Source organism: Streptomyces barkulensis (genome assembly GCF_002843305.1).
Lineage (GTDB): Bacteria > Actinomycetota > Actinomycetes > Streptomycetales > Streptomycetaceae > Streptomyces > Streptomyces barkulensis.
Genome location: NZ_PGSG01000025.1, coordinates 34,506 through 54,670, shown reverse-complemented (window position 1 = coordinate 54,670; position 20,165 = coordinate 34,506). Strand labels below are relative to the sequence as shown.

Annotated in this window: 17 protein-coding genes and 1 other RNA gene; 5 read left to right on the top strand and 13 right to left on the bottom strand. The window is 72.9% G+C overall.

Annotation, left to right across the window (positions count from 1 at the left end; translation table 11 throughout):
* The first annotated feature begins 1 nt into the window (after position 1).
* The 3 genes from CUT83_RS04810 to CUT83_RS04800 all read left to right on the top strand — a co-directional run bounded on the left by CUT83_RS04810 (position 2) and on the right by CUT83_RS04800 (position 3,198).
* Positions 2 to 844, top strand: coding sequence for a 2-amino-3,7-dideoxy-D-threo-hept-6-ulosonate synthase (locus CUT83_RS04810; RefSeq protein WP_101254614.1), 843 nt, complete (start codon positions 2 to 4; stop codon positions 842 to 844).
* Positions 816 to 1,928 carry a 3-dehydroquinate synthase II gene (locus tag CUT83_RS04805; protein ID WP_093849800.1) on the top strand — a complete coding sequence of 371 codons (1,113 nt, stop codon included), beginning with the start codon at positions 816 to 818 and terminating at the stop codon, positions 1,926 to 1,928. The genes CUT83_RS04810 and CUT83_RS04805 overlap by 29 nt, the downstream gene beginning before the upstream one ends.
* Positions 1,929 to 1,989: 61 nt before the next feature.
* Positions 1,990 to 3,198, top strand: coding sequence for an FAD-dependent monooxygenase (locus CUT83_RS04800; RefSeq protein WP_240957688.1), 1,209 nt, complete (start codon positions 1,990 to 1,992; stop codon positions 3,196 to 3,198).
* A 125-nt stretch (positions 3,199 to 3,323) separates the two neighbouring features.
* On the opposite strand, the gene CUT83_RS04795 is transcribed toward CUT83_RS04800, so the two are convergent.
* The 6 genes from CUT83_RS04795 to CUT83_RS04770 form a co-directional block, all read right to left on the bottom strand.
* Positions 3,324 to 4,457, bottom strand: coding sequence for a uroporphyrinogen-III synthase (locus tag CUT83_RS04795; RefSeq protein ID WP_101254612.1), 1,134 nt, complete (start codon positions 4,455 to 4,457; stop codon positions 3,324 to 3,326).
* A 389-nt stretch (positions 4,458 to 4,846) separates the two neighbouring features.
* Complete coding sequence (locus CUT83_RS04790; RefSeq protein ID WP_101254611.1) at positions 4,847 to 6,259, bottom strand: MFS transporter; 1,413 nt, start codon at positions 6,257 to 6,259, stop codon at positions 4,847 to 4,849.
* Positions 6,260 to 6,362: 103 nt separating this feature from the next.
* Positions 6,363 to 7,679, bottom strand: coding sequence for an acyltransferase family protein (locus CUT83_RS04785; protein ID WP_101254610.1), 1,317 nt, complete (start codon positions 7,677 to 7,679; stop codon positions 6,363 to 6,365).
* On the bottom strand, positions 7,676 to 9,850 hold the full coding sequence (locus tag CUT83_RS04780) for a bifunctional polysaccharide deacetylase/glycosyltransferase family 2 protein (RefSeq protein WP_101254609.1): 2,175 nt from the start codon (positions 9,848 to 9,850) through the stop codon (positions 7,676 to 7,678). The genes CUT83_RS04785 and CUT83_RS04780 overlap by 4 nt, the downstream gene beginning before the upstream one ends.
* Positions 9,847 to 10,185, bottom strand: coding sequence for a hypothetical protein (locus tag CUT83_RS04775; RefSeq protein ID WP_101254608.1), 339 nt, complete (start codon positions 10,183 to 10,185; stop codon positions 9,847 to 9,849). Before CUT83_RS04775 ends, CUT83_RS04780 begins: the two co-directional genes overlap by 4 nt.
* A gap of 428 nt (positions 10,186 to 10,613) precedes the next feature.
* On the bottom strand, positions 10,614 to 11,591 hold the full coding sequence (locus tag CUT83_RS04770; RefSeq protein ID WP_101254607.1) for a LysR family transcriptional regulator: 978 nt from the start codon (positions 11,589 to 11,591) through the stop codon (positions 10,614 to 10,616).
* Between the two features lie 83 nt (positions 11,592 to 11,674).
* On the opposite strand from CUT83_RS04770, the gene CUT83_RS04765 reads away from it, so the two are divergent.
* Positions 11,675 to 13,021, top strand: a complete 1,347-nt coding sequence (locus CUT83_RS04765) for an MFS transporter (RefSeq protein WP_101254606.1) — start codon at positions 11,675 to 11,677, stop codon at positions 13,019 to 13,021.
* Between the two features lie 102 nt (positions 13,022 to 13,123).
* On the opposite strand, the gene ssrA is transcribed toward CUT83_RS04765, so the two are convergent.
* The 5 genes from ssrA to ftsE all read right to left on the bottom strand — a co-directional run bounded on the left by ssrA (position 13,124) and on the right by ftsE (position 17,243).
* Positions 13,124 to 13,495: a transfer-messenger RNA gene (gene ssrA, locus CUT83_RS04760) on the bottom strand.
* Positions 13,496 to 13,728: 233 nt separating this feature from the next.
* The gene (gene smpB, locus CUT83_RS04750) at positions 13,729 to 14,208 is read right to left on the bottom strand and encodes an SsrA-binding protein SmpB (RefSeq protein ID WP_093849796.1); all 480 of its coding nucleotides are present in this window, start codon (positions 14,206 to 14,208) and stop codon (positions 13,729 to 13,731) included.
* Positions 14,209 to 14,226: 18 nt separating this feature from the next.
* Entirely contained in the window at positions 14,227 to 15,495 is a 1,269-nt protein-coding gene (locus CUT83_RS04745; RefSeq protein ID WP_101254605.1) for a S41 family peptidase, read from the bottom strand.
* A 131-nt stretch (positions 15,496 to 15,626) separates the two neighbouring features.
* Complete coding sequence (gene ftsX, locus CUT83_RS04740) at positions 15,627 to 16,544, bottom strand: permease-like cell division protein FtsX (RefSeq protein WP_101254604.1); 918 nt, start codon at positions 16,542 to 16,544, stop codon at positions 15,627 to 15,629.
* Positions 16,545 to 16,553: 9 nt separating this feature from the next.
* Positions 16,554 to 17,243, bottom strand: coding sequence for a cell division ATP-binding protein FtsE (gene ftsE, locus CUT83_RS04735; RefSeq protein WP_093849794.1), 690 nt, complete (start codon positions 17,241 to 17,243; stop codon positions 16,554 to 16,556).
* A gap of 281 nt (positions 17,244 to 17,524) precedes the next feature.
* Here ftsE and CUT83_RS04730 point away from each other — a divergent pair, with 281 nt between their 5' ends.
* Positions 17,525 to 17,725, top strand: a complete 201-nt coding sequence (locus CUT83_RS04730; RefSeq protein ID WP_101254603.1) for a hypothetical protein — start codon at positions 17,525 to 17,527, stop codon at positions 17,723 to 17,725.
* Between the two features lie 179 nt (positions 17,726 to 17,904).
* Here CUT83_RS04730 and CUT83_RS04725 read toward each other — a convergent pair whose 3' ends face one another.
* Positions 17,905 to 18,708, bottom strand: a complete 804-nt coding sequence (locus tag CUT83_RS04725) for an LPXTG cell wall anchor domain-containing protein (RefSeq protein WP_143688493.1) — start codon at positions 18,706 to 18,708, stop codon at positions 17,905 to 17,907.
* Between the two features lie 313 nt (positions 18,709 to 19,021).
* Positions 19,022 to 20,140, bottom strand: a complete 1,119-nt coding sequence (gene prfB / locus CUT83_RS04720; protein WP_101254601.1) for a peptide chain release factor 2 — start codon at positions 20,138 to 20,140, stop codon at positions 19,022 to 19,024.
* Between the last annotated feature and the right edge of the window lie 25 nt (positions 20,141 to 20,165).

Sequence of the window (20,165 nt, the reverse complement as noted above, 5' to 3'; positions counted from 1 at the left end):
GATGACCGCCCACCACCACTTCGCACGGGCACTACGGCTGCGCAGACTGTTCCGCCACAACAGCTCGCGGCTGATGGTCGTGCCGCTCGACCACTCCATCTCCGACGGGCCGGTCGTGCCGCACGGCAGCACCGCCGACCGGCTCGTCGGCCGGCTCGTGGCCGGCGGGGTGGACGCGGTCGTGCTCCACAAGGGCAGTCTCCGGCACATCCGCCCCGAGCGGTTCGCCGGGACGTCGCTGATCCTCCACCTCAACGCCAGCACCGCGCACGCGCCCGACCCGGACGCGAAGTACCTGGTCACCGGGGTGGAGGACGCCCTGCGCCTGGGGGCGGACGCGGTGAGCGTGCACGTCAACCTCGGCTCCCGGGACGAGCGGCGGCAGGTCGCCGACCTCGGTCTGGTCGCCGACCTGTGCGACCGCTGGAACCTGCCCCTGATGGCGATGGTCTACCCGCGCGGCCCGCAGGTCGCGGACCCGCACGACCCGGAGCTGGTCGCACACGCCGTGACCCTGGCGGCCGACCTGGGCGCCGACCTCGTCAAGACCTCCTGGGCCGGCTCGGCCGCCGCCATGCTCGACGTGACCGCGGCCTGCCCGATCCCGGTGCTGGTCGCCGGCGGCCCGCCGCGCGGCTCCGAGGAGGAGCTCCTGGGGTTCGTCCGGGACGCGCTGCTGGGCGGCGCGGCCGGAGTGGCGATGGGCCGGAACGTCTTCCGGTCCCCCGATCCGCAGAGCGTGGCCGGCGCCGTCGCCCGGCTCGTCCACGAGGGGCCGCGCGAGCCCTACGACCACCTGACAGGAGAGCACCGGAGTGAGCGTGAACAAGCTGTGCTGGCTTGACGTCCGTTCGGCAGGGCGGGAGAAGAAGGCGATCGTCGAGGAGGCCCTGCACCAGCGCGTCGACGGTGTGGTGGCCGAGGACCCCGCCGACCTGGAGGCGCTGCCGCCGTCGGTGACCCGGGTGCTGCTGCCCCGCGGCCCGGAGTCCCTGGAGAGCGGCTTCGGCCAGGCCGACGTCGTCGTCCTCCCGCTCGGCCCGGCCGAGCGCGCCGAACTGGCCGAGGCGTACCCGCAGGTGGAGTTCGGGCGGTACGTGGAGATCGCGGACGCGGCCGGCCTGGACGAGGCGTGCCGGGCCGCCCGCACCGAGAAGTGGAGCGTGCTGGAGTTCCGCGACCCGACCAAGATCCCGCTGGAGATCGTGATCGCCGCCGCGGCGGGCGCGCCGGGCTCGATCGTCACCGCCGTCGGCGACGTCGAGGAGGCGCGGGTCGTCTTCGGCTGTCTCGAACTGGGCTCCGACGGCGTGATGATGACCGCGCGCGCCGTCGGCGACGCCACCGAGCTCAAGCGCGCCGCCGCCTCCCCCACGGGGGAGCTGGTGCTCACCGAACTGGAGGTCACCGCCACCGCGCACCTGGGCATGGGCGAGCGGGCCTGCGTGGACACCTGCTCCTACCTGCGGCAGGACGAGGGCATCCTGGTCGGCTCGCACTCCAAGGGCATGATCCTGTGCGTCAGCGAGACCCATCCGCTGCCGTACATGCCCACCCGGCCGTTCCGGGTCAACGCCGGCGCGATCCACTCCTACACGGTCGTGGAGAACGGCCGGACGAACTACCTCAGCGAACTGGGCGCGGGCAGCAGGGTCCTGGCCGTGGACGTCGCGGGGCGGACGCGGGTGGTGTCGGTGGGCCGGGTCAAGATCGAGACCAGACCGCTGATCTCCATCGACGCGGTCGCCCCGGACGGCCGGACGGTCAACCTCATCCTCCAGGACGACTGGCACGTGCGGGTGCTGGGCCCCGGCGGCGCCGTGCTCAACAGCACCCACCTCAAGCCCGGCGACAAGGTGCTCGGCCATCTGCCCACCGCCGACCGGCACGTGGGCTACCCGATCGACGAGTTCTGCCTGGAGCAGTGAGCCCCTGCGCGGGACGGACCGAGAAAGGCGGTGGGCGGCCATCGAACCCCTCAGGGTCGCCGTGGTCGGCGCGGGCATCGGCGGGCTGACGCTGGCCGCCGCCCTGCGCCGGGCCGGCGGTGTGCGGTGCGAGGTCTACGAACAGACCGGGCGGCTGTCCGAGGTCGGCGCCGGGCTCCAGCTCGCCCCGAACGCGGTGCGCCTGCTGCACCGGCTGGGCCTGGCCGGGCCGCTGCGCTCCTTCGGCGTCCGCCCGGCGGCGACGGAGATCCGGCGCTGGGACGGCGGCCGGCTGCTGTCCCGCACCGAACTGGGCTCCGCCTGCGAGGAGTTGTACGGGGCGCCGTACTACACGGTGCACCGCGCCCAGTTGCACGCGGCACTGCTGGAGGCGGCCGGCCCCGACACGGTCCGGCTCGGCCGCCGGCTGACCGGTCTGCGGCGCGGGGACGGCGAGGTGCTGCTGCGCTTCGACGGCCCGGCCGAATCCGGCGGCGGCGAGGTGCGCACCGCCGACGCGGTCGTGGGGGCCGACGGCATCCACTCCGCGGTCCGCGCGCACCTGGCGCGGGACGCGCCCGTCTGGTCGGGCCAGACCGTCTACCGGGGCCTGGTAACCGGCGAGGCCCTGCCGGAGTTGGTGGACGACCCCGCGGTGCGGGTGTGGATGGGGCCCGGGCAGCACTGCGTGTGCTACCCCGTCTCCTCGGGCCGCGCGGTCAGCTTCGCCGCGACCGTCCGCCCCGAAGGACCCGGCGACCCTCCCCCCGAGTCCTGGTCGGCCCCCGGCGACCCCGCCGACCTGCTGCGGGCCTACCGGGGCTGGGACCCGGCCGTGGTGCGCCTGCTGCGGGCCGCCTCGGACACCGGTGTGCGGCGCTGGGCGCTGCACGACCGGGAGCCACTGCGCCGCTGGTCCGCGGGCCGGGTGACGCTGCTCGGGGACGCCGCGCACCCGATGCTGCCCTTCCTCGCCCAGGGCGCCAACCAGGCGGTGGAGGACGCGCTGTCGCTGGCCGTCTGCCTGACGGGCGCGGACACCGCCACCGTGCCCGCCGCGCTGCGGCGGTACGAGGCGCTGCGGATACCGCGCACCGGCGCGGTCCAGCGCGGTTCGCGCGGCAGCACCCGGATGATGCACCTGGAGGACGGCGAGGAGCAGCGCCGCCGGGACGGCGCGATGGCGTCCGCCGCCGCACTGCGCGCCATGTCCTGGCTGTACGCCCACGACGCCGAACACGCCGCCCTCCACCCGGCCCCCACCCCATGACACAGAACGGCCCCCCACCCCTCCCACCCTCCACCCCACGAGCCAGAGCGACCCCCACCCCGCACCCATGACACAGAGCGACCCCCGCCCCTCCCACCCTCCACCTCACGCCCCAGAGCGACCCCTCACCCCTCCACCCCCGGCCCCCCGTCCACCGGATCGAAGGCGAGCCGGTAGCCGCGCTTGACCACCGTCTGGATCATCCGGGGCGCGCCCAGCGCCGAACGCAGCCGCGCCACCGCCGTCTCCACCGCGTGTTCGTCACGCCCCGCACCGGGCAGGGCGCGCAGCAGATCGGCGCGGGAGACCACCCAGCCGGGCCGCCGGGCCAGGGCCCGCAGCAGCGCCATCCCGGCGGGCGGTACGGGCCTGGGCTCGCCGTCCACGACCGCCGCGTGGCCGCGGATCTCCAGCCGCCGCCCGGCCACGGGCAGAACCTGCGCGCGGGCGGGCAGCTCCCGGCACAGCGACTGGACCAGCGGCCCGATCCGGAAGCGTTCGGGCCGCACCACCGGCACGTCGTGCGCGGTCAGCGGCAGCGCGGTGACCGGCCCCACGCAGGCGACCAGCACATCCCCCCGCAGCGCCTCCAGCACCCCCTCCCGCACACCCCGCCGCTCCGCGCGCTCCAGCAGCGAGGCGGCGGCGGGGGCGGAGGTGAAGGTGACCGCGTCCACCGAGCGCGCCCGCACGGCGTCGATCAGCCGGTCCAGCGGGGCGATGTCCTCCGGCGGCAGCCAGCGGTAGACGGGCACGCCGACGACCTCCGCCCCCGCCTCGCACAGCGCCTCGACGAAACCGGGCAGCGGCTCGCCGTGGAGCTGGACGGCGATCCGCCGCCCGGCGACCCCCTCGGCCAGCAGCCGGTCCAGGACCTCGGCCAGCGACTCCGACGGCGGCGACCACGCCTCGGTCAGGCCGGCGGCCCGTACCGCGCCGCGCACCTTGGGGCCGCGGGCGAGCAGTTCCACACCGTCCAGCACACCCCGCAGCTCCTCGCCCAGCCCCCAGCCCTCGGCCGCCTCCACCCAGCCGCGGAAGCCGATGGCGGTGGTGGCCACCACCGTGTCGGGGGCGCGGCCGATCAGCGCCTCGGTGGCACCCAGCAGTTCGCCGTCGTCGGCCAGCGGCACGATGCGCAGGGCCGGTGCGTGCACCACCGCCGCGCCGCGCCGCTCCAGCAGGGCGCCCAGTTCCTCGGCGCGCCGGGCCGCGGTGACACCGACGGTGAAGCCTTCCAGTGGTCCGACCCGGTGCATGGGCTCCTCGTCCGCAGTCGTTGTGGGAGAACCGAGCCTGACAAGAATGCATGACACCCCCGGTTCCCCCCGGTTTCCCCGGTGTTACACACCACCCCACCCACCGGCGCGACCCGCCCCGCAGCCGGAACGCACGCCACTGCCCACCCGCGGCCGGGAGCGGCCGGCCCCACCCCCGCCCACCGGCGTAACCCGCCCCGCACCCGGGCGACGGCGGGAGGGGACGGGTAGGGGCGGATGTTCCGGACACTCAAGTGCTATTTGCGGCCAATGGGCGCTCCACCCAATGGTGTACGGAACGGCCGTAAATAGTACCGTCCGGAACGTCCGCCCCGGACCGGCCCCGACCCCCGCACGCACCCGGCCCCACCCGCACCCGAACCCACCCCTCACACCCTCACCCCACGAACACCCCCCACCCCGCGCCGCATGTATACGGCCCAGGTGACCACCGCGCACACCACGTAGTAGCCGAGGAAGACGGCGAAGGCCCCGGTCCCGGTGCCGGACTCGATGAAGGACTGGCGCAGGGCCATGTTGATGCCCACCCCGCCGAACCCTCCGACCGCCCCGATCAGCGCCATGGACGCGCCCGACAGCCGCCGGGCGCGGACGGCGGCCGCCTCCCCCGTCAGGCCCGCCTCACGGGCCCTCGCCCGGAAGATCCCCGGGACCATCTTGAACGCCGATCCGTTGCCCAGACCGGTGAGGACGAACAGGACGACGAAGCCGGCGATGAACAGCGGCAGCGACTCCCGCACCGACGCGGCCACGACGATGCCGGCCGCGCCCGTCATGGCCCCGAAGTTCCACAGGGTGACCCGCGCGCCGCCCAGCCGGTCGGCGAGCCGGCCCCCGACGGGCCGGACCAGCGAACCCAGCAGCGGACCGATGAAGGTGAGCGAGGCGGCCTGCAGGGGGGTGCGGCCGAACTGGCTCTGGAGCACCAGGCCGAAGGCGAAGCCGTAGCCGATGAAGGAGCCGAAGGTGCCGATGTAGAGGAACGACATGATCCAGGTGTGGCGGTCGCGTGCCGCCTCCCTCGCCGCGCCCGTGTCGTTCCGCACGGGTGAGAGGTTGTCCATGTGCCGTGCGCTGAGCACGGTGGCGACGACGATCAGCGGCAGGTAGGCGGCGAGCAGCAGCCGGGGCCGCGCGGCCCCGGCGACGGCGATGGTCAGCAGGCCGGCGAGCTGGACGACGGCGACGCCGATGTTGCCGCCGCCCGCGTTCACCCCCAGGGCCCAGCCCTTCAGGCGCAGCGGGTAGAAGCTGTTGATGTTGGTCATGGAGGAGGCGAAGTTGGCGCCGCCGACCCCGGTGAGGACCGCCACCAGCATGAAGGTGGTGTACGAGGTGCCCGGTTCCATGACCACCAGCAGGGCGGTGGTGGGCACCAGCAGCATCGCGGCGCTGACCACCGTCCAGTTGCGGCCGCCGAAGCGGGCGACCGCGAAGCCGTAGGGCACCCGCAGCGCGGCGCCGACCAGGGAGGCGACGGCGACCAGGAAGAACTTCCCCGCCGGGTCGATGCCGTACTCGGGTCCCATGAACAGGGCGAGGACCGAGAACATGCTCCACACGGAGAAGCCGATGTGCTCGGAGACCACCGACAGCACGAGGTTGCGGCGGGCGACGCGGCGGCCCGTCCTCTCCCAGAAGCCCTCGTCCTCCGGGTCCCAGTGCTCGATCCAGCGCCCCCTGCCGGACGCGCCGGACGTGCCGGACGTGCCGGACGCACGGAGCGCTTCGGGCCCGTCAGGCGCCTCGGGTGCTTCGGATGCGGTCGTCGGAGCGGTCATGGCGCCTCCACAGTGTCGGGTGTCGGCTCCCGACGCTATGGACGGCGCGTTTCACCCCGGTGCCGTCAGGTGACCTCCGCGCAACCTTGCTCTCACCCGGAGATCAGAGCCTGTGTGAGCCCTCGCCGACCACCCCGCGCGCGTCCGGGACCGCCCCCGCACCCGTGCCGCCGCCCGCCGGCCGCCCGTCCTCCCGGCGGTACGGACCGCAGGGCCACAGCCGGGGCCGGCGCCGGGCGGAGAGGTCCTCGGCCCAGCCGAGGGCCGCCACGAGCACGGCGAGCAGCGGCCAGACGAGCAGGAACATCAGCACCGGGTAGGAGTTCTCCAGCAGTCCGGAGAGGGTGGGGGAGCGCCACACGGCCGGAATCCTCCACAGCAGGTCGATCAGGGGCACGGTGGCGATCAGGGCGATCTCGTGCCACAGGTAGACCGACACCGCACGGTTGTTGGCCAGCGTGATCGCTCCGTCGAAGCGCCGGAGCCGTTCCGGCAGCCGCTGCCAGGCGGGGCTGACCTGGAACAGCAGGACGCAGTACCCGAAGGACCACAGGGCCTGACCCAACGGGATGTCGCCCAGGTCCCAGCCGGCCGGGCCCGGGTGACGGGAACTCCACCACAGGCCCAGGCCCATGAAGACCGGACCGATCGAGGGCGCGAAGTACCTGGGGATGCGGTAGAGCACCCCGTCGTGGTGGGCGAAGCCGAGCACCCAGCAGGCGCCGTAGACCGCGAAGTCCCGCACCGCCTCGCCCGTGACGCCGGGGACCTGCACCAGGCCCGTGCCGACGACGGCGGTCAGGCCGAGCGGGGCGAGCAGGGTGGCCCACGGCAGTGCGCGGAACGCCTTCAGCAGCAGCGGGGAGAGCAGCACGAACCAGAAGTAGGCGCGCAGGTACCACAGGGGGCCGGCGGCCTGCTGGGCCCAGCCCGCGTCCAGCATCCCGCCGTCCTCGCCGATGCGCATCGGGAAGGGCGGGGTGCCCACGGGCACCACCCAGAAGGCCAGCTTCAGCCACCACAGGGCGGCCTCCTCCCCCCTGGCCGGCCGCCATCCCTGTGCGAACAGCACACCGAGGACCACCAGGCCGTACAGCCACAGCGGCAGCAGCAGGCGCCGGACCCTGCCGCGCAGCACCCCGAGGGCGGAGCCGGGGCGTGCCAGGGAGCGGGCCATCAGCGCGCCTGCCAGCGCGAACATCACGCCCATCGAGGGGAAGAGGAACGTCAGCCAGCCCCAGGCGAAGGTGTGGTAGAGCACCACGCGCAGCAGCGCGAGGGTGCGCAGCAGGTCGAGGTAGCGGTCGCGCCCGGCCCCCGGCGCACGGTCCCCCGTGCCCGTGCCCGTGCCCGTGCCCGTGCCCGTGCCCGTTTCCGTGTCCGGGGGCTGTGCCTGGGAGGGGGGCGCCGTCTCGGTCATACGGTGGTGCTCCCTTGCATGTGACGGGGTTTCGCGATGCCCGAGGGGGCGGATTCGACGGCGCCGGTGCGGCGCAGTTTCTGCCAGCGCAGCCGGCCGCCGGTGAGCGCGGTGGCCCAGGAGCGCAGCAGCACCAGGTACATCAGCTGCCGGTGGAGGATCTGCTGCAGGGGCAGCGAGACCAGATGGGTCAGGGGTTCGCGGTCCAGCCGGAAGGCGTACGCGGCGCACGCCGCCTGGACGGCCAGGACGCCCAGCCAGACCGCCGCCGTCCGCTGCGCCGGCCCGAAGAGCAGGCCGTAGAGGAGGAAGACGTCGATCAGCGGGGCGAGCAGCGGCATCAGGACGGTGAACAGCGAGATGAACAGCAGTCCGACACGGCCGAAGTGTCCCGAGGGGCCGCGCTCCAGCACCGCCCGGCGGTGTTTCCACATCGCCTGCATGGTGCCGTAGCTCCAGCGGTAGCGCTGGGACCACAGCTGCCGGAAGGTCTCGGGCGCCTCGGTCCAGGCCCGGGCGTTCTCCGCGTAGACCACCCGCCAGCCGTCGCGGTGGACGGCCATGGTGAGGTCGGTGTCCTCCGCGAGGGTGTCGTCGCTGACGCCGCCGACGCGCTCCAGCGCCTCGCGGCGGAAGGCGCCCACCGCTCCGGGCACCGTGGGCATGCAGCGCAGTACGTCGTACATCCGCCGCTCCAGGCTGAAGCCCATCACGTACTCGATGTGCTGCCAAGCTCCGATGAGGCTGTCGCGGTTGCCGACCTTGGCGTTGCCTGCGACGGCTCCGACGGCAGGGTCGGCGAAGGGCTGCACCAGTTCGCGGATGGTGGAGGGCTCGAAGACGGTGTCGCCGTCCACCATCACGATGATGTCGTGAGAGGCGTGGGCGATGCCGTTGTTGAGGGCGGCGGGTTTGCCCAGGTTGGCCTGCCTCACCACCCGCACGTCCGGCAGCCGCAGGCCCTCGACGATGCCGGCCGTCGCGTCGCGGGAGCCGTCGTCGACGACGACGACCTCGACCCGGTGGTCCCCGGCGACCAGGGAGCGCACGGTGTGGGCGATGCACTCGGCCTCGTTGTACGCCGGGACCACCACGCTGACGGGCCGGGTGACCGGTTCCCGGGCGAGGGCGGCTCTCCGGCGCGCGGCGCGGCCGTGCGCCCTGGCCAGGAACAGCATCAGTCCGAGGCGGGCGAAGACCAGGAGGCCGACCACCGTCAGCGCCGCGATGAACAGGGATGTCGCACGCTCCGCGACGCCGACGGCGAGGACGAAGAACCTGCCCTTCCACAGTTCGGCGCCGCTGACGGGAGTATGGGCGCTGGGGGCCCTCAGCGCCTCGGTGAGGTTGGTGAACGCGTAGCCGCGCGCTTTCAGCTCCGGCAGCAGCCGGTCCAGGGCGGCCACGGTCTGCGAGCGGTCGCCGCCGGCGTCGTGCATCAGCACCACGGCGCCGGCGCCCGCCTCCTCCGGAACGGCCCGGCGGACGATCTCGTCCACTCCCGGGCGCGCCCAGTCCTTGGTGTCGGTGTCGTTGAGGACGGTGATGTAGTTGCGGCTGCCGACGTACCGCACGACCGGCCAGGACTCGTTGTCCAGGGCGTGCGCGTGCGAGGAGTACGGCGGCCGGAACAGGTAGGTCCGCACTCCGGCCGCGCCGGCCAGGGCGAGCTGGTTCTGCGCCAGTTCCCAGTCGATGCGGGACTTCGACTGGTAGGACAGGTCGGGGTGGTTGAAGGTGTGCAGGCCGATCTCGTGGCCCTCCGCCACCATCCGCCTGACCAGTCCGGGGTGGCGGGCGGCCATGGCGCCGGTCACGAAGAAGACCGCGCGCGCGTCGTGCTCGGCCAGTTCGTCCAGCACCTTCGGCGTCCACACCGGGTCCGGGCCGTCGTCGAAGGTCAGCACGATCATGTGGTCGGGCACCCGGTGGCCGACCGGGCGCGAGCCACCGGCGTCCACGACGGGACCGCCCTCGCGGACCTCCCCGGGCACCCGGTCGGAGGGGGCCTCGGGCCGCACCCGGTGGTCCGCGAGGAACTCGCTGTGCACGTAGCCGCGCAGCATCAGCACGGTGAGGGCGGTCAGCAGCAGCGGCAGGACCAGCAGCCGGCGCAGCCTTCTGCGCCGGCGTCGGCGCAGAAGGCTGCGCCGGTGTCCCTCCAGGGTCATGGAGAGGTCTCCTTGGCGGGAGGCGGGGCGGTCGTCGCGGTGTCGCCTCCGGTTGCCACCGACCAGTCGATGGCGGCTCCCCCGCTCCCGGTCCAGCGCATGCCCGGGCCTTCGTGGCCGCCCCAGTGCCTCCGTGCGCCGAAGTCCTGTGTGTCGGTCAGGAGGGTGGGGGGCCCGGTCTCCGCGGTGGCGCCGCCGGGCGCGGGCCTGTCGGCGACCGCGGGGCTGCCTCCCGTCAGGGCGACGGCCAGTACGACCACACAGCCTCCACACAGGGTCCCGAACGACCAGCCGAGGATCCGCAGCACGCGCCCGCGTCTGCCGGTCGCGTCCACGAAGACCGGTCTCCCGCGGTGGCCGCCGGCCCCCGGATCAGCACACGCCATTCAGGAACACCTCCTCCGGTCCACGCGTGCCGAGCACCGCATGCGAAAGGGCCGGCGCATGACGCCGGCCGCGCTCCGTTCTTCCCCGGCACCCCTCGCCATGAAAATATCTCATAACCAGACAAATCCCGATCAAAGGCCGGGGCGGAATCCGGGCTCTGGGCGGCGCAGGCGACGTCGCCCCTCGCCCGCGCCACCCAGAGGCGCTCAACAGGGCTTCATATGAGGGAAGTTCGGGAGCGGCCTGCCGCACCCGGCCGTATCGGGCCGCCGACGCCCCGGCACGGTTTCACCCGCTCACAGGCAACCCCGACGGCGCTTCGGTACTCCGGTGGGACGACCCTCCGCCCCGGACCGGTCCGGGGCACGGCCGGGGGTCAGCGCACGGGCGGCGCGGCCACCCCCAGCACACGCGCGTCCGGTTCCGGCAGCCAGGAGCCGTGCGTCCGCTCCCGCCAGCGCCCCGCCTCCGCCAGCCGCCGCGCCGCCGCCCGGAGCGCGTCCGCCCCCGGGTGGCGCAGGCCGCGCCGCCAGACCATCGAGACCGGGGAGAGCGGTACGGGGTCCACCAGCGGGCGCAGCACCATACCCGGCACCGCGGCGAAGACCTCGCTGGCCAGCACCGACCAGCCGCGCCTGCGGACGACCCGGCCGAACTCCGCCTCCCCCTCGATCTTGGGGAAGGGGGCGGCGAGCTCTATCCCGCGGCCCGCGAAGAGGCGGCGGGCGTAGTCGGTCCACTCCGCGGTCTCGGGGTTGCCGGCCCCCGCGTACAGGGTCTCCCCCGCCAGCGCGTCCAGCGGCACCCTGGGCAGCCGGGCCAGCCGGTGCCCCTCCGGCAGCAGCACGGCCACCTTCTCGTAGCGGATCAGACGGTGGTCGAGCACACCCAGCACGGCCGGGTCCAGCCCGGCGACCCGGCCGAAGGAGACGTCCAGCCGCCCGTCGGAGATCTCCGCGGCGGCGCCGATCAGGCCGCTGTGGTAGCGGGCGACGAACTCCAGGTCGGGCGCCAGTCTCCGGGCCTCGTCCAGCACCCGCTGCCCGGTGGCGGCCGGGGCGCCGACGTCGACGATCAGGGGGCGCTCCTCGCGTACGGCCGCGGCGTTCAGCTCGTCGTGCGCCGCCAGTACGCGCTGGGCGTGCGGCAGCAGTCGCTCCCCCTCCGGGGTCAGGGACACGCGCCGGGTGGTACGGACGAACAGCGTGGCGCCGAGCTGTTCCTCCAGCCGCCTTATGTCGCGGCTCAGGGACTGCTGGGCTACGAAGACCCGGGCGGCGGCACGGGTGAAGTTCAGTTCGTCGGCGACGGCGACGAAGGCGCGCAGCAGCCGGGGGTCGGTGTCTCGGGGCACGCCCCATGGTGACAACACAGAGGCGTCAATGACCAGCCACAAAGTGTTGGACACCTCACAGGGGCCCGGCCCAGGCTGTGTACATGCCGAACTCGCCCACCGGACCCGCCCCTGCCCCGCCGCCCCCACCGCTCCCGGCGGAGCGCGGCGAACCGGCCGCCGCTCCGCGCGGCAGACCCGCCGGACACGGGGACCGCCCCGCGCGCACGCACTGGTTCACGCCCTACGTGCGACTGTTCGCGACCCCCGGGACCCGGGCGTTCGCCCTCGCCGGATTCCTCGCCCGGCTGCCGATGGGAATGCTGAGCATCAGTGCGGTCATCATGATCGCCACCACCCGCGGCTCGTACGCCCTGGCCGGAGCCGTCACCGCCACCGGGCTGGTCGCCACCGCCCTCCTGGCGCCGCAGGTCGCACGGCTGGTGGACCGCCACGGGCAGGCCCGGATCGCCGTCCCCGCGGTGTGCCTGTCCGCGGCCGGCTCGCTGACGCTGCTGCTGTGCGTTCGGTACGGCGCCCCCGACTGGACGCTGTTCGCCGCCTACGCGGCCGGCTCCACCGCCCCCAACACCGGCGGCATGGCCCGGGCCCGCTGGGCGCACCTGTACCGCGGCGCCTCGCCGGAGGCCGAGGCCGCGAGGCACACCGCCAACTCCTTCGAGCAGGCCCTGGACGAGCTGTGCTTCATGCTCGGCCCGGTGCTGGCCACCTTCCTGTGCGTCTCGCTCTTCCCCGAGGCCGGCACCCTGACCGCCACCGTCCTGCTGCTGGGCGGCACCCTGCTGTTCGCCGCCCAGCGCCGCACCGAGCCGCCCGTCGCACCGTACGACGGCGCGGCCCGTGCGGCCGCGCCGCTGCGCATCCCGGGCCTGCCGCGGCTGCTGGCCGTCTTCCTCGCCACCGGGGCCGTCTTCGGCGCCCTGGAGGTGGTGACCGTGGCGTACGCCGACGAGTTGGGCCACAAGGGCGCGGCGGGCGCCGTACTCGCCCTCCAGGCCCTGGGCTCGGGCGCGGCCGGACTCGCCTTCGGCGCCCTGCGCCCGGCGGGACCGCCGGGGCGGCGCTTCGCGGTCTGCGTGGGCTCGATGGCCGCCCTGATGACGCTGCCGCTGCTCGCCTCGACCACCGGCAGTCTGCTGGTGCTGGCCCCCGCGCTGCTGATCGCCGGGATGGCGACGGCCCCCGCGATGGTCACCGGCATGACGCTGGTCCAGCGGCTGACCCCGCCCGGCCGGCTGAACGAGGGCATGACCTGGGCCGTCACCGCCCTGCTGGGCGGAGTGGCCGCCGGTTCGGCGGCGGGCGGCTGGGCGGCGGAGCACCTGGGCGGCTCGTGGGGGTACGCGGTACTCCCGGCGGCGGCCGCCGTCGCGACCGTCGTGGCCCTGACGGGGATGACCGCGACCACCACGGCGGCCGGAAAGCGCTGAACCACGGCACATCCGCCCGACCGCCCGCCCGGCCCGGGACACCCCGGAACATGCCGAAGGCCCCGCCGTCCGGGACGGCGGGGCCTTCGGCCCACATGGGGTGAGTGGAGATGGCGGGAATCGAACCCGCGTCCAACGGTGCAGAACCAGGGCTTCTCCGAGCGCAGTCCGCTGTGCTTTTCTCGGCCCCGGCGGTCACGCGGACAAGCCGCCGACGGGCCCAGTCACTGTTTGATGTCCCGCCAACCCCCGTGACCGGGGCTAACGGTGAAGTTCCCTAGCTGATGCCAGGATCCAGGGCGGGAACGCCCCTGGGCTGACACTTCGCAAGTCGCTGATCAGGCAGCGAGGGCGAAGGAATCGCGCTTGGTGTTGGCGATTATTTTTTCGCGGCACATGGTTAACGAGATCATTACCGCGTTCCTCGGCTCGCTTCCCCTGCTTCAACAGCCGCTGTCGAAACCGATCATCCCCATGTTCATTTGACAAGCTCGCCCGGCCTGAACCGGACGGCGCTGGTGTCATTGTACGGGTCGACGCGGAGGGCCGCCAACGTATTCCCCGGCGGGGAGTCGCCGGCCGGACCGCACCGTCCTCGTACATGTGGTCCAACGGCGCCCGGTCCGGGATTGTTCCCGGACCGCCCCGGACCGCCCCGGACCGACCCGGGCAACCCGCTCCCCGGCTCCCGGCCCCGGCCGCGGCCGTCAGGCCCGCCGGCGCCGGCGGGCCGCCGAGACCGCGCGCTCGGCCTCGCGGCGGTCCTGCTTCTCCCGCAGCGCCTGCCGCTTGTCGTACTCCTTCTTGCCGCGCGCCAGCGCGATCTCGACCTTGGCGCGGCCGTCCTTGAAGTACAGCTGGAGCGGGACCAGCGTCAGGCCCGACTCCTGGAGCTTGCCGATCAGCTTGTCGATCTCGGCGCGGTGCATCAGCAGCTTCCGCTTGCGCCGCGCGCTGTGGTTGGTCCACGTCCCCTGGCTGTACTCGGGGATGTGCACGTTGTGCAGCCACGCCTCACCGCCGTCGAGCTGGGCGAAGCCGTCCACCAGAGACGCCCGCCCCTGCCGCAGCGACTTCACCTCCGTGCCGGTCAGCACCAGCCCGCACTCGTAGGTGTCGAGGATGAGGTAGTCGTGCCGCGCCTTCTTGTTCTGCGCGATGAGTTTGCGCCCCGTCTCTTTAGCCATAGCACCGCCATTGTTCCACTACGACCGGGTGGCGAGGCCACTCAATACCGTGCGGGCCTCCTCCTGCGCGTCCTGCCCCGGCCGCACCTCCAGGTCCGGCAGCAGTCCGTCCTCCTCGAAGGTCCGCCCGCCGGGGGTGGTGTAGTGGCCGACGGTCAGTTCGGCGACCGAGCCGTCCGGCTGCTCCCTCGGCTCCTGGACCGAGCCCTTGCCGAAGGTGCGGGTGCCGACGACGACCGCCCGGCCGCGGTCCTGGAGGGCGCCGGCCAGGAGTTCGGCGGCGCTCATCGTGCCGCCGTCGACCAGCACCACCAGGGGGGAGGCGGTGTTTCCGCCGGGCTCGGCGTACAGCGCGCGCTCGGTGTCGCCGTCCCCGTACGTGGCCACCAGGCCGCCGTCGAGGAAGACGGAGGCGGCCTCGGCGGCCTCGGCGACCAGACCGCCGGAGTTGCCGCGCAGGTCGAGCAGGATCCCCCCGCCCGGTGGGAGGTCCTCCACCGCGCGCCGCAACTGCTCCCCCGTGCCTCTGGTGAACGAGTCGATCCTGACGCGGGCGGCGGCGGCCGGCCCGTCCGGGTCCGCCGGCGTGCCGGAGGAGGCCGCGCCCAGAGAGGTGACGGTGACGGTCTCGACGCTGAGCCGGGCCCTCTCCAGCCCCTCCTCCCAGCGCAGGCTCCCCCGGCTCAGACCGAGGACGACCCGGCTGCCGGGCGGGGCCGCCTCCCCCGGCGCGCCGCCGCGCAGCAGGGCCACCACTTCGGTGACGGGGCGGCCCTCGGCACTGGTGCCGTCGACGGTGACCAGCCGGTCCCCGGCGCGTACGCCCGCCTTCGCGGCGGGGCTGCCGGGCTGGACGCGGGCGATCTCGATCCGGTCGGCGCCCGTACGGCGCACGGAGACGCCCACGCCGACGTACCGGCCGTCCAGGGACTGCCTCAGGCCCTCGTACTCGCGGGCGGTGTACGCGGCGGCCCAGCGGTCCCCGCTGCGGCTGACCAGTTCCTCGGCGTCGTGCGCGGGGTCGTGCGCAGAGTCGTGCGCGGGGTCCTCGCGCGGCGGGGTCCTCCCCTCCGCCTTCCCCTCGGCCGGTCCCGGGCTCGCGGACGCCATGTCACCCTCGGTGACGTCCCCCCATGATTCGGTGACGGCCCCGGCCCCCAGTACGGCCACGAAGACCAGGGTCAGCCCCGTCCCCCGGAGGATGCGCCGAGGCCGGCGCCCGCCTTCCAGGGCCGGGGCCGCGGCCCGTGCGGAACCGTGGGGGACGAACTTCGACGTACCCGACATGCTGCGGAGTCTAGGACACGGACGGGCGCCGCACGGGAGGTCGCACGAACGGCCGCGGCGTCCTTCGTCACATCCCGAGCGCGCCCGGGGGCGTTCGAACGGCCCCCGGGCGCTCCCGCACCGCGGTCACATCACACCTTCAGATACTTACGCAGCGTGATGAAGGCGGCCAGCGCGGGCATCAGCACACCCACCACGAACACCAGCGGGAGCACCTTGAGCAGCGCGTCCCAGCCGATGAAGTCGATCAGCGGCATCTGCTCGGCCAGCGACAGGCCGGCGTCGATGAGGAAGTAGCGGCCGACCACCAGCAGCACCGTGGCGCCGACCGCGCCCAGGAGCCCGGCGAACGCGGCCTCCGCGATGAAGGGCATCTGGATGTAGAAGCTGGACGCGCCCACCAGCCTCATGATCCCCGTCTCCCTGCGCCTGCTGAACGCCGCCACCCGCACGGTGTTGACGATCAGCAGCAGGGCGACGACCAGCATCAGTCCCATCAGCCCGAGCGCCGCGAAGTTCATGCCCTCCAGCATCCGGAAGAGGTTCTCCAGCAGGTTCCGCTGGTCCTGGACCTCCTGGACGCCGTCACGGCCGGAGAAGGCGGTGCTGATGACCTCGAACTTGGTCGGGTCCTTCAGCTTGACCCGGTAGGACTCCTGCATCTGGTCCGGGGTCAGCGAGTCGGCCAGCGGGGAGTCCTTGAACTGCTCCCGGTAGTGCTTGTACGCCTGCTCGGCGGACTCGTGGTAGACCGTCTCGACTATGTCGAGCTTGTCGAGGTCCGCCTTGATCTGGCGCTTCTGCTGCGCGGTGACCGCTCCCTTGGCGCAGTTGGGGTCGGAGTCGGCGTCGTTCTCGTTGCAGAGGTAGATCGACACCTGGACCTTGTCGTACCAGAACCCCTTCATGCTGTTCACCTGTTCACGGGCGAGCAGCGCACCGCCGAGCAGGGCCAGCGACAGGGCGACGGAGACGATCACCGCGAAGGTCATCGTGAGGTTGCGGCGGAGACCGACGCCGATCTCCGACAGTACGAACTGGGCGCGCATGGCGTCCTTTCAGTGCTGGTAGCCGTAGACACCGCGCGACTGGTCGCGCACGAGACGGCCCTTTTCTAGTTCGATCACGCGCTTGCGCATCTGGTCGACGATCTGCTGGTCGTGGGTGGCCATGACCACGGTCGCCCCGGTGCGGTTGATCCGGTCCAGCAGCTTCATGATGCCGACCGAGGTCTGCGGGTCGAGGTTGCCGGTGGGCTCGTCGGCGATCAGCAGCTTCGGCTTGTTGACGAACGCGCGGGCGATGGCCACCCGCTGCTGCTCACCGCCGGACAGCTCGCCGGGCATCCGGTCCTCCTTGCCCGCCAGACCGACCAGATCCAGCACCTGGGGAACGGACTTGCGGATGTCGCCGCGCGACCGGCCGATCACCTCCAGGGCGAAGGCGACGTTCTCCCCCACCGTCTTGTTGGGGAGCAGCCGGAAGTCCTGGAAGACCGTGCCGACCTGGCGGCGCATGTGCGGCACCTTCCAGTTGGACAGGCGGGCGAGGTCCTTGCCGAGGACGTGCACCTGCCCGTGGCTGGCGCGCTCCTCCCGCAGGATCAGCCGCAGGAAGGTGGACTTGCCGGAGCCGGAGGAGCCCACCAGGAAGACGAACTCGCCGCGTTCGACCTCCAGCGACACGTCGCGGAGGGCGGGGCGGTTCTGCTTGGGGTAGAACTTCGAGACGTTGTCGAATCGGATCACGGATTTACACCACGTCGACCTGGGTAGGGGCAGCGGAAGCCGCGGAGTGGATCCCCGTCGGTGTGGTGACCCTACGCGAATCCGCGCGGGGGCCGCAGTCGGCGTCCGCGGTTGGGGGTTTTGTCCGGCTGCACATCAGTCGCAAACCAGGCATTGGCCACGACTTTCTGCGCTCCGGTCCCGGTGCTGGCACAGTGGAGGCAGAGCTTCCGGCCCGCGGAGGCGGAAGCGGGAACAGAAGACCGCCCGGTGGCGTTGGCGTTGCATAAGGAGGACATCGCATGACGTGCGACCGACTGGTGTGCGCCAACTGCGCAGGGCCGGTGAGCGAGGGTCGTTGCCCGGTGTGCCGGGCACACCGTGAGCGGCTGCACCGGGAGAACGGGCCGTTCTCCCTGGGCCCCCTCTCCCCGGCCGCGCTGGCGGCACTGCTGCTGACCCTGATCGCGGTGGCCCTGCTGGCCCGCCAGGCCGCCGTGTAGGCCGCCTCGCGGCGGCGCGCATGCGCCGCGGCGTACGAGACGCGCAGAGCGCGCATGAGACGTACGAGGGGCCCGGGACGCTGGATGCGTCCCGGGCCCCTCGTGTGCTCTGCTCCCGTGTGCTCTGCTCCCGTGTGCCGTCACACGCCGTTACGCGTGTGCGGCGCCGCGCCGTTCGCTCAGGCGACGGTGTTGCGGTTCACCATGCGCGGCATCAGACGGAAGCCGACACCGCCGGCGATCATCGTGGCCGCGCCGATCAGCAGGAAGGTCGTCTCGGCGGCGCCGGTCTTGGCCAGCTCCTCCTTCGGCTTCTCCTGGCTGATCGGCTTGGTGCCGACGGAGTCGGTGTCGGGACCGCAGTCCACGGTGGACTCGTCGAGGATGCAGGTGTTCACGTCCTCGTCCCCGCCGCCCCCGGTGCCGCCGGTGGTGGCAGGGTCCGGGCCACCGGTGGAACCGCCGTCGCTGTCGCCGCCGGGATCCTCGGTCGTGTTGCCCGGGTCCTCGGTCGTGTTGCCCGGGTCCTCCGTGGTGTTACCGGGGTCCTCGGTCGTGTTACCGGGGTCCTCGGTCGTGTTACCGGGGTCCTCGGTCGTGTTGCCCGGGTCCTCCGTGGTGTTGCCCGGGTCCTCCGTGGTGTTACCGGGGTCCTCCGTGGTGTTGCCCGGGTCCTCGGTCGTGTTGCCCGGGTCCTCCGTGGTGTTGCCCGGGTCCTCCGTGGTGTTGCCCGGGTCCTCGGTCGTGTTACCGGGGTCCTCCGTGGTGTTGCCGGGGTCCTCCGTGGTGTTGCCGACGCTGACGTTGACGTCGGTGGTGTTCTCCGGAACCTCCGGGTCGTCATCGTTCGTGAAGCTGACGCCCAGCGCGGCCGAGCCCTCCAGCGCCGACGCCGTGCCGACGGCCGTCAGCGACACACCCGCGAGGAACACCGCACCGGCGGCGACCCGCGCGACGCGCACTCGCGTCCTGGAATTTGTCATATGCCAACTACCCCCAGTAGTGGTCTTCGTCAGTGGGGCAGCCGTGCGGAGCTTCCTGCGTGCCGGGGTCCGTCGTGTCGAGCCGGCGACCGATCAGCGGTCGGGCTCCGTCCACCCCCGTACTTACGCGCCCCGAACACGCGCGTGCCGGCCAGAATGCTTTCCCAGGCCCGACACCGCCGTCAAGCCGGACCAACCCGAAATGTCCATGGTGGGCGGGTAGTTGGGACTCCGGCGGACCTGGTTGTGACAGAACCGACACACAGGAGGGGGAGCTTCCGCGGGAACCCGCCCCGGGCTGGCCCGCCCGGGGTCAGCCGACGCTCTGCTGCTCCTGCTGCTTGCGCCAGCGGATGCCCGCCTCCAGGAAGCCGTCGATGTCGCCGTCGAGGACGGACTGGGGGTTGCCGACCTCGTACTCGGTGCGCAGGTCCTTGACCATCTGGTACGGCTGGAGGACGTACGAACGCATCTGGTTGCCCCAGGAGTTGCCGCCGTCGCCCTTGAGGGCGTCCATCTTGGCCTGCTCCTCCGCCCGGCGGTGCGCCAGGAGGCGTGCCTGGAGGACGCGCATGGCGGCGGCGCGGTTCTGGATCTGGGACTTCTCGTTCTGGCAGGAGACGACGATCCCGGTCGGGATGTGCGTCATCCGGACCGCGGAGTCGGTGGTGTTGACCGACTGGCCACCGGGCCCGGAGGAGCGGAAGACGTCGACGCGGATCTCGTTCTCGGGGATCTCGATGTGGTCGGTCTGCTCCACCACCGGCATCACCTCGACGCCCGCGAAGGACGTCTGGCGGCGGCCCTGGTTGTCGTAGGGCGAGATGCGCACCATGCGGTGGGTGCCCTGCTCGACGGAGAGGGTGCCGTAGGCGTAGGGGGCCTTGACGGAGAAGGTGGCGGACTTGATGCCCGCCTCCTCCGCGTACGAGGTGTCCAGGACCTCGGTCGGGTAGCCCCTGCGCTCGGCCCAGCGCAGGTACATGCGCATGAGCTGCTCGGCGAAGTCGGCGGCGTCCACGCCGCCGGCCTCCGCGCGGACGCTGATCATGGCCTCGCGGGGGTCGTACTCGCCGGACAGGAGGGTGCGGACCTCCAGCTCGTCCACGGCCTTCTGGACGGCCTGCAGCTCGCTCTCCGCCTCGGTGCGCGTGTCCGCGTCGTCCTCGGCCTCGGCCAGCTCGAACAGGACCTCCAGGTCGTCGATCCGACCGTGCAGCTCCTCCACCTTGCGGACCTGCGCCTGGAGCAGGGACAGCTTGCTGGTCACCCGCTGGGCGTTCTCGGTGTCGTTCCACAGGGCCGGGTCCGCCGCCTGCTCTTCGAGCACGGCGATCTCGGCCCTCAGCTTCTCGAGGTCCAGGACGGCCTCGATCGACTCCATGGTCGAGGTGAGGGACTTCAGTGCTTCGGATACGTCGACGACTGCCACGCCCTCCAGACTAACGGTTGCCGGG

Bases quoted from the DNA above. Each gene is read 5' to 3' on its own strand.
- CUT83_RS04810 (WP_101254614.1), top strand. From the start codon at position 2: ATGACCGCCCACCACCACTTCGCACGGGCACTACGGCTGCGCAGACTG.
- CUT83_RS04795 (WP_101254612.1), bottom strand. From the start codon at position 4,457: ATGCACCGGGTCGGACCACTGGAAGGCTTCACCGTCGGTGTCACCGCG.
- CUT83_RS04790 (WP_101254611.1), bottom strand. From the start codon at position 6,259: ATGACCGCTCCGACGACCGCATCCGAAGCACCCGAGGCGCCTGACGGG.
- CUT83_RS04785 (WP_101254610.1), bottom strand. From the start codon at position 7,679: ATGACCGAGACGGCGCCCCCCTCCCAGGCACAGCCCCCGGACACGGAA.
- CUT83_RS04780 (WP_101254609.1), bottom strand. From the start codon at position 9,850: ATGACCCTGGAGGGACACCGGCGCAGCCTTCTGCGCCGACGCCGGCGC.
- CUT83_RS04765 (WP_101254606.1), top strand. From the start codon at position 11,675: ATGCCGAACTCGCCCACCGGACCCGCCCCTGCCCCGCCGCCCCCACCG.
- smpB (WP_093849796.1), bottom strand. From the start codon at position 14,208: ATGGCTAAAGAGACGGGGCGCAAACTCATCGCGCAGAACAAGAAGGCG.
- CUT83_RS04745 (WP_101254605.1), bottom strand. From the start codon at position 15,495: ATGTCGGGTACGTCGAAGTTCGTCCCCCACGGTTCCGCACGGGCCGCG.
- ftsX (WP_101254604.1), bottom strand. From the start codon at position 16,544: ATGCGCGCCCAGTTCGTACTGTCGGAGATCGGCGTCGGTCTCCGCCGC.
- CUT83_RS04730 (WP_101254603.1), top strand. From the start codon at position 17,525: ATGACGTGCGACCGACTGGTGTGCGCCAACTGCGCAGGGCCGGTGAGC.
- CUT83_RS04725 (WP_143688493.1), bottom strand. From the start codon at position 18,708: ATGACAAATTCCAGGACGCGAGTGCGCGTCGCGCGGGTCGCCGCCGGT.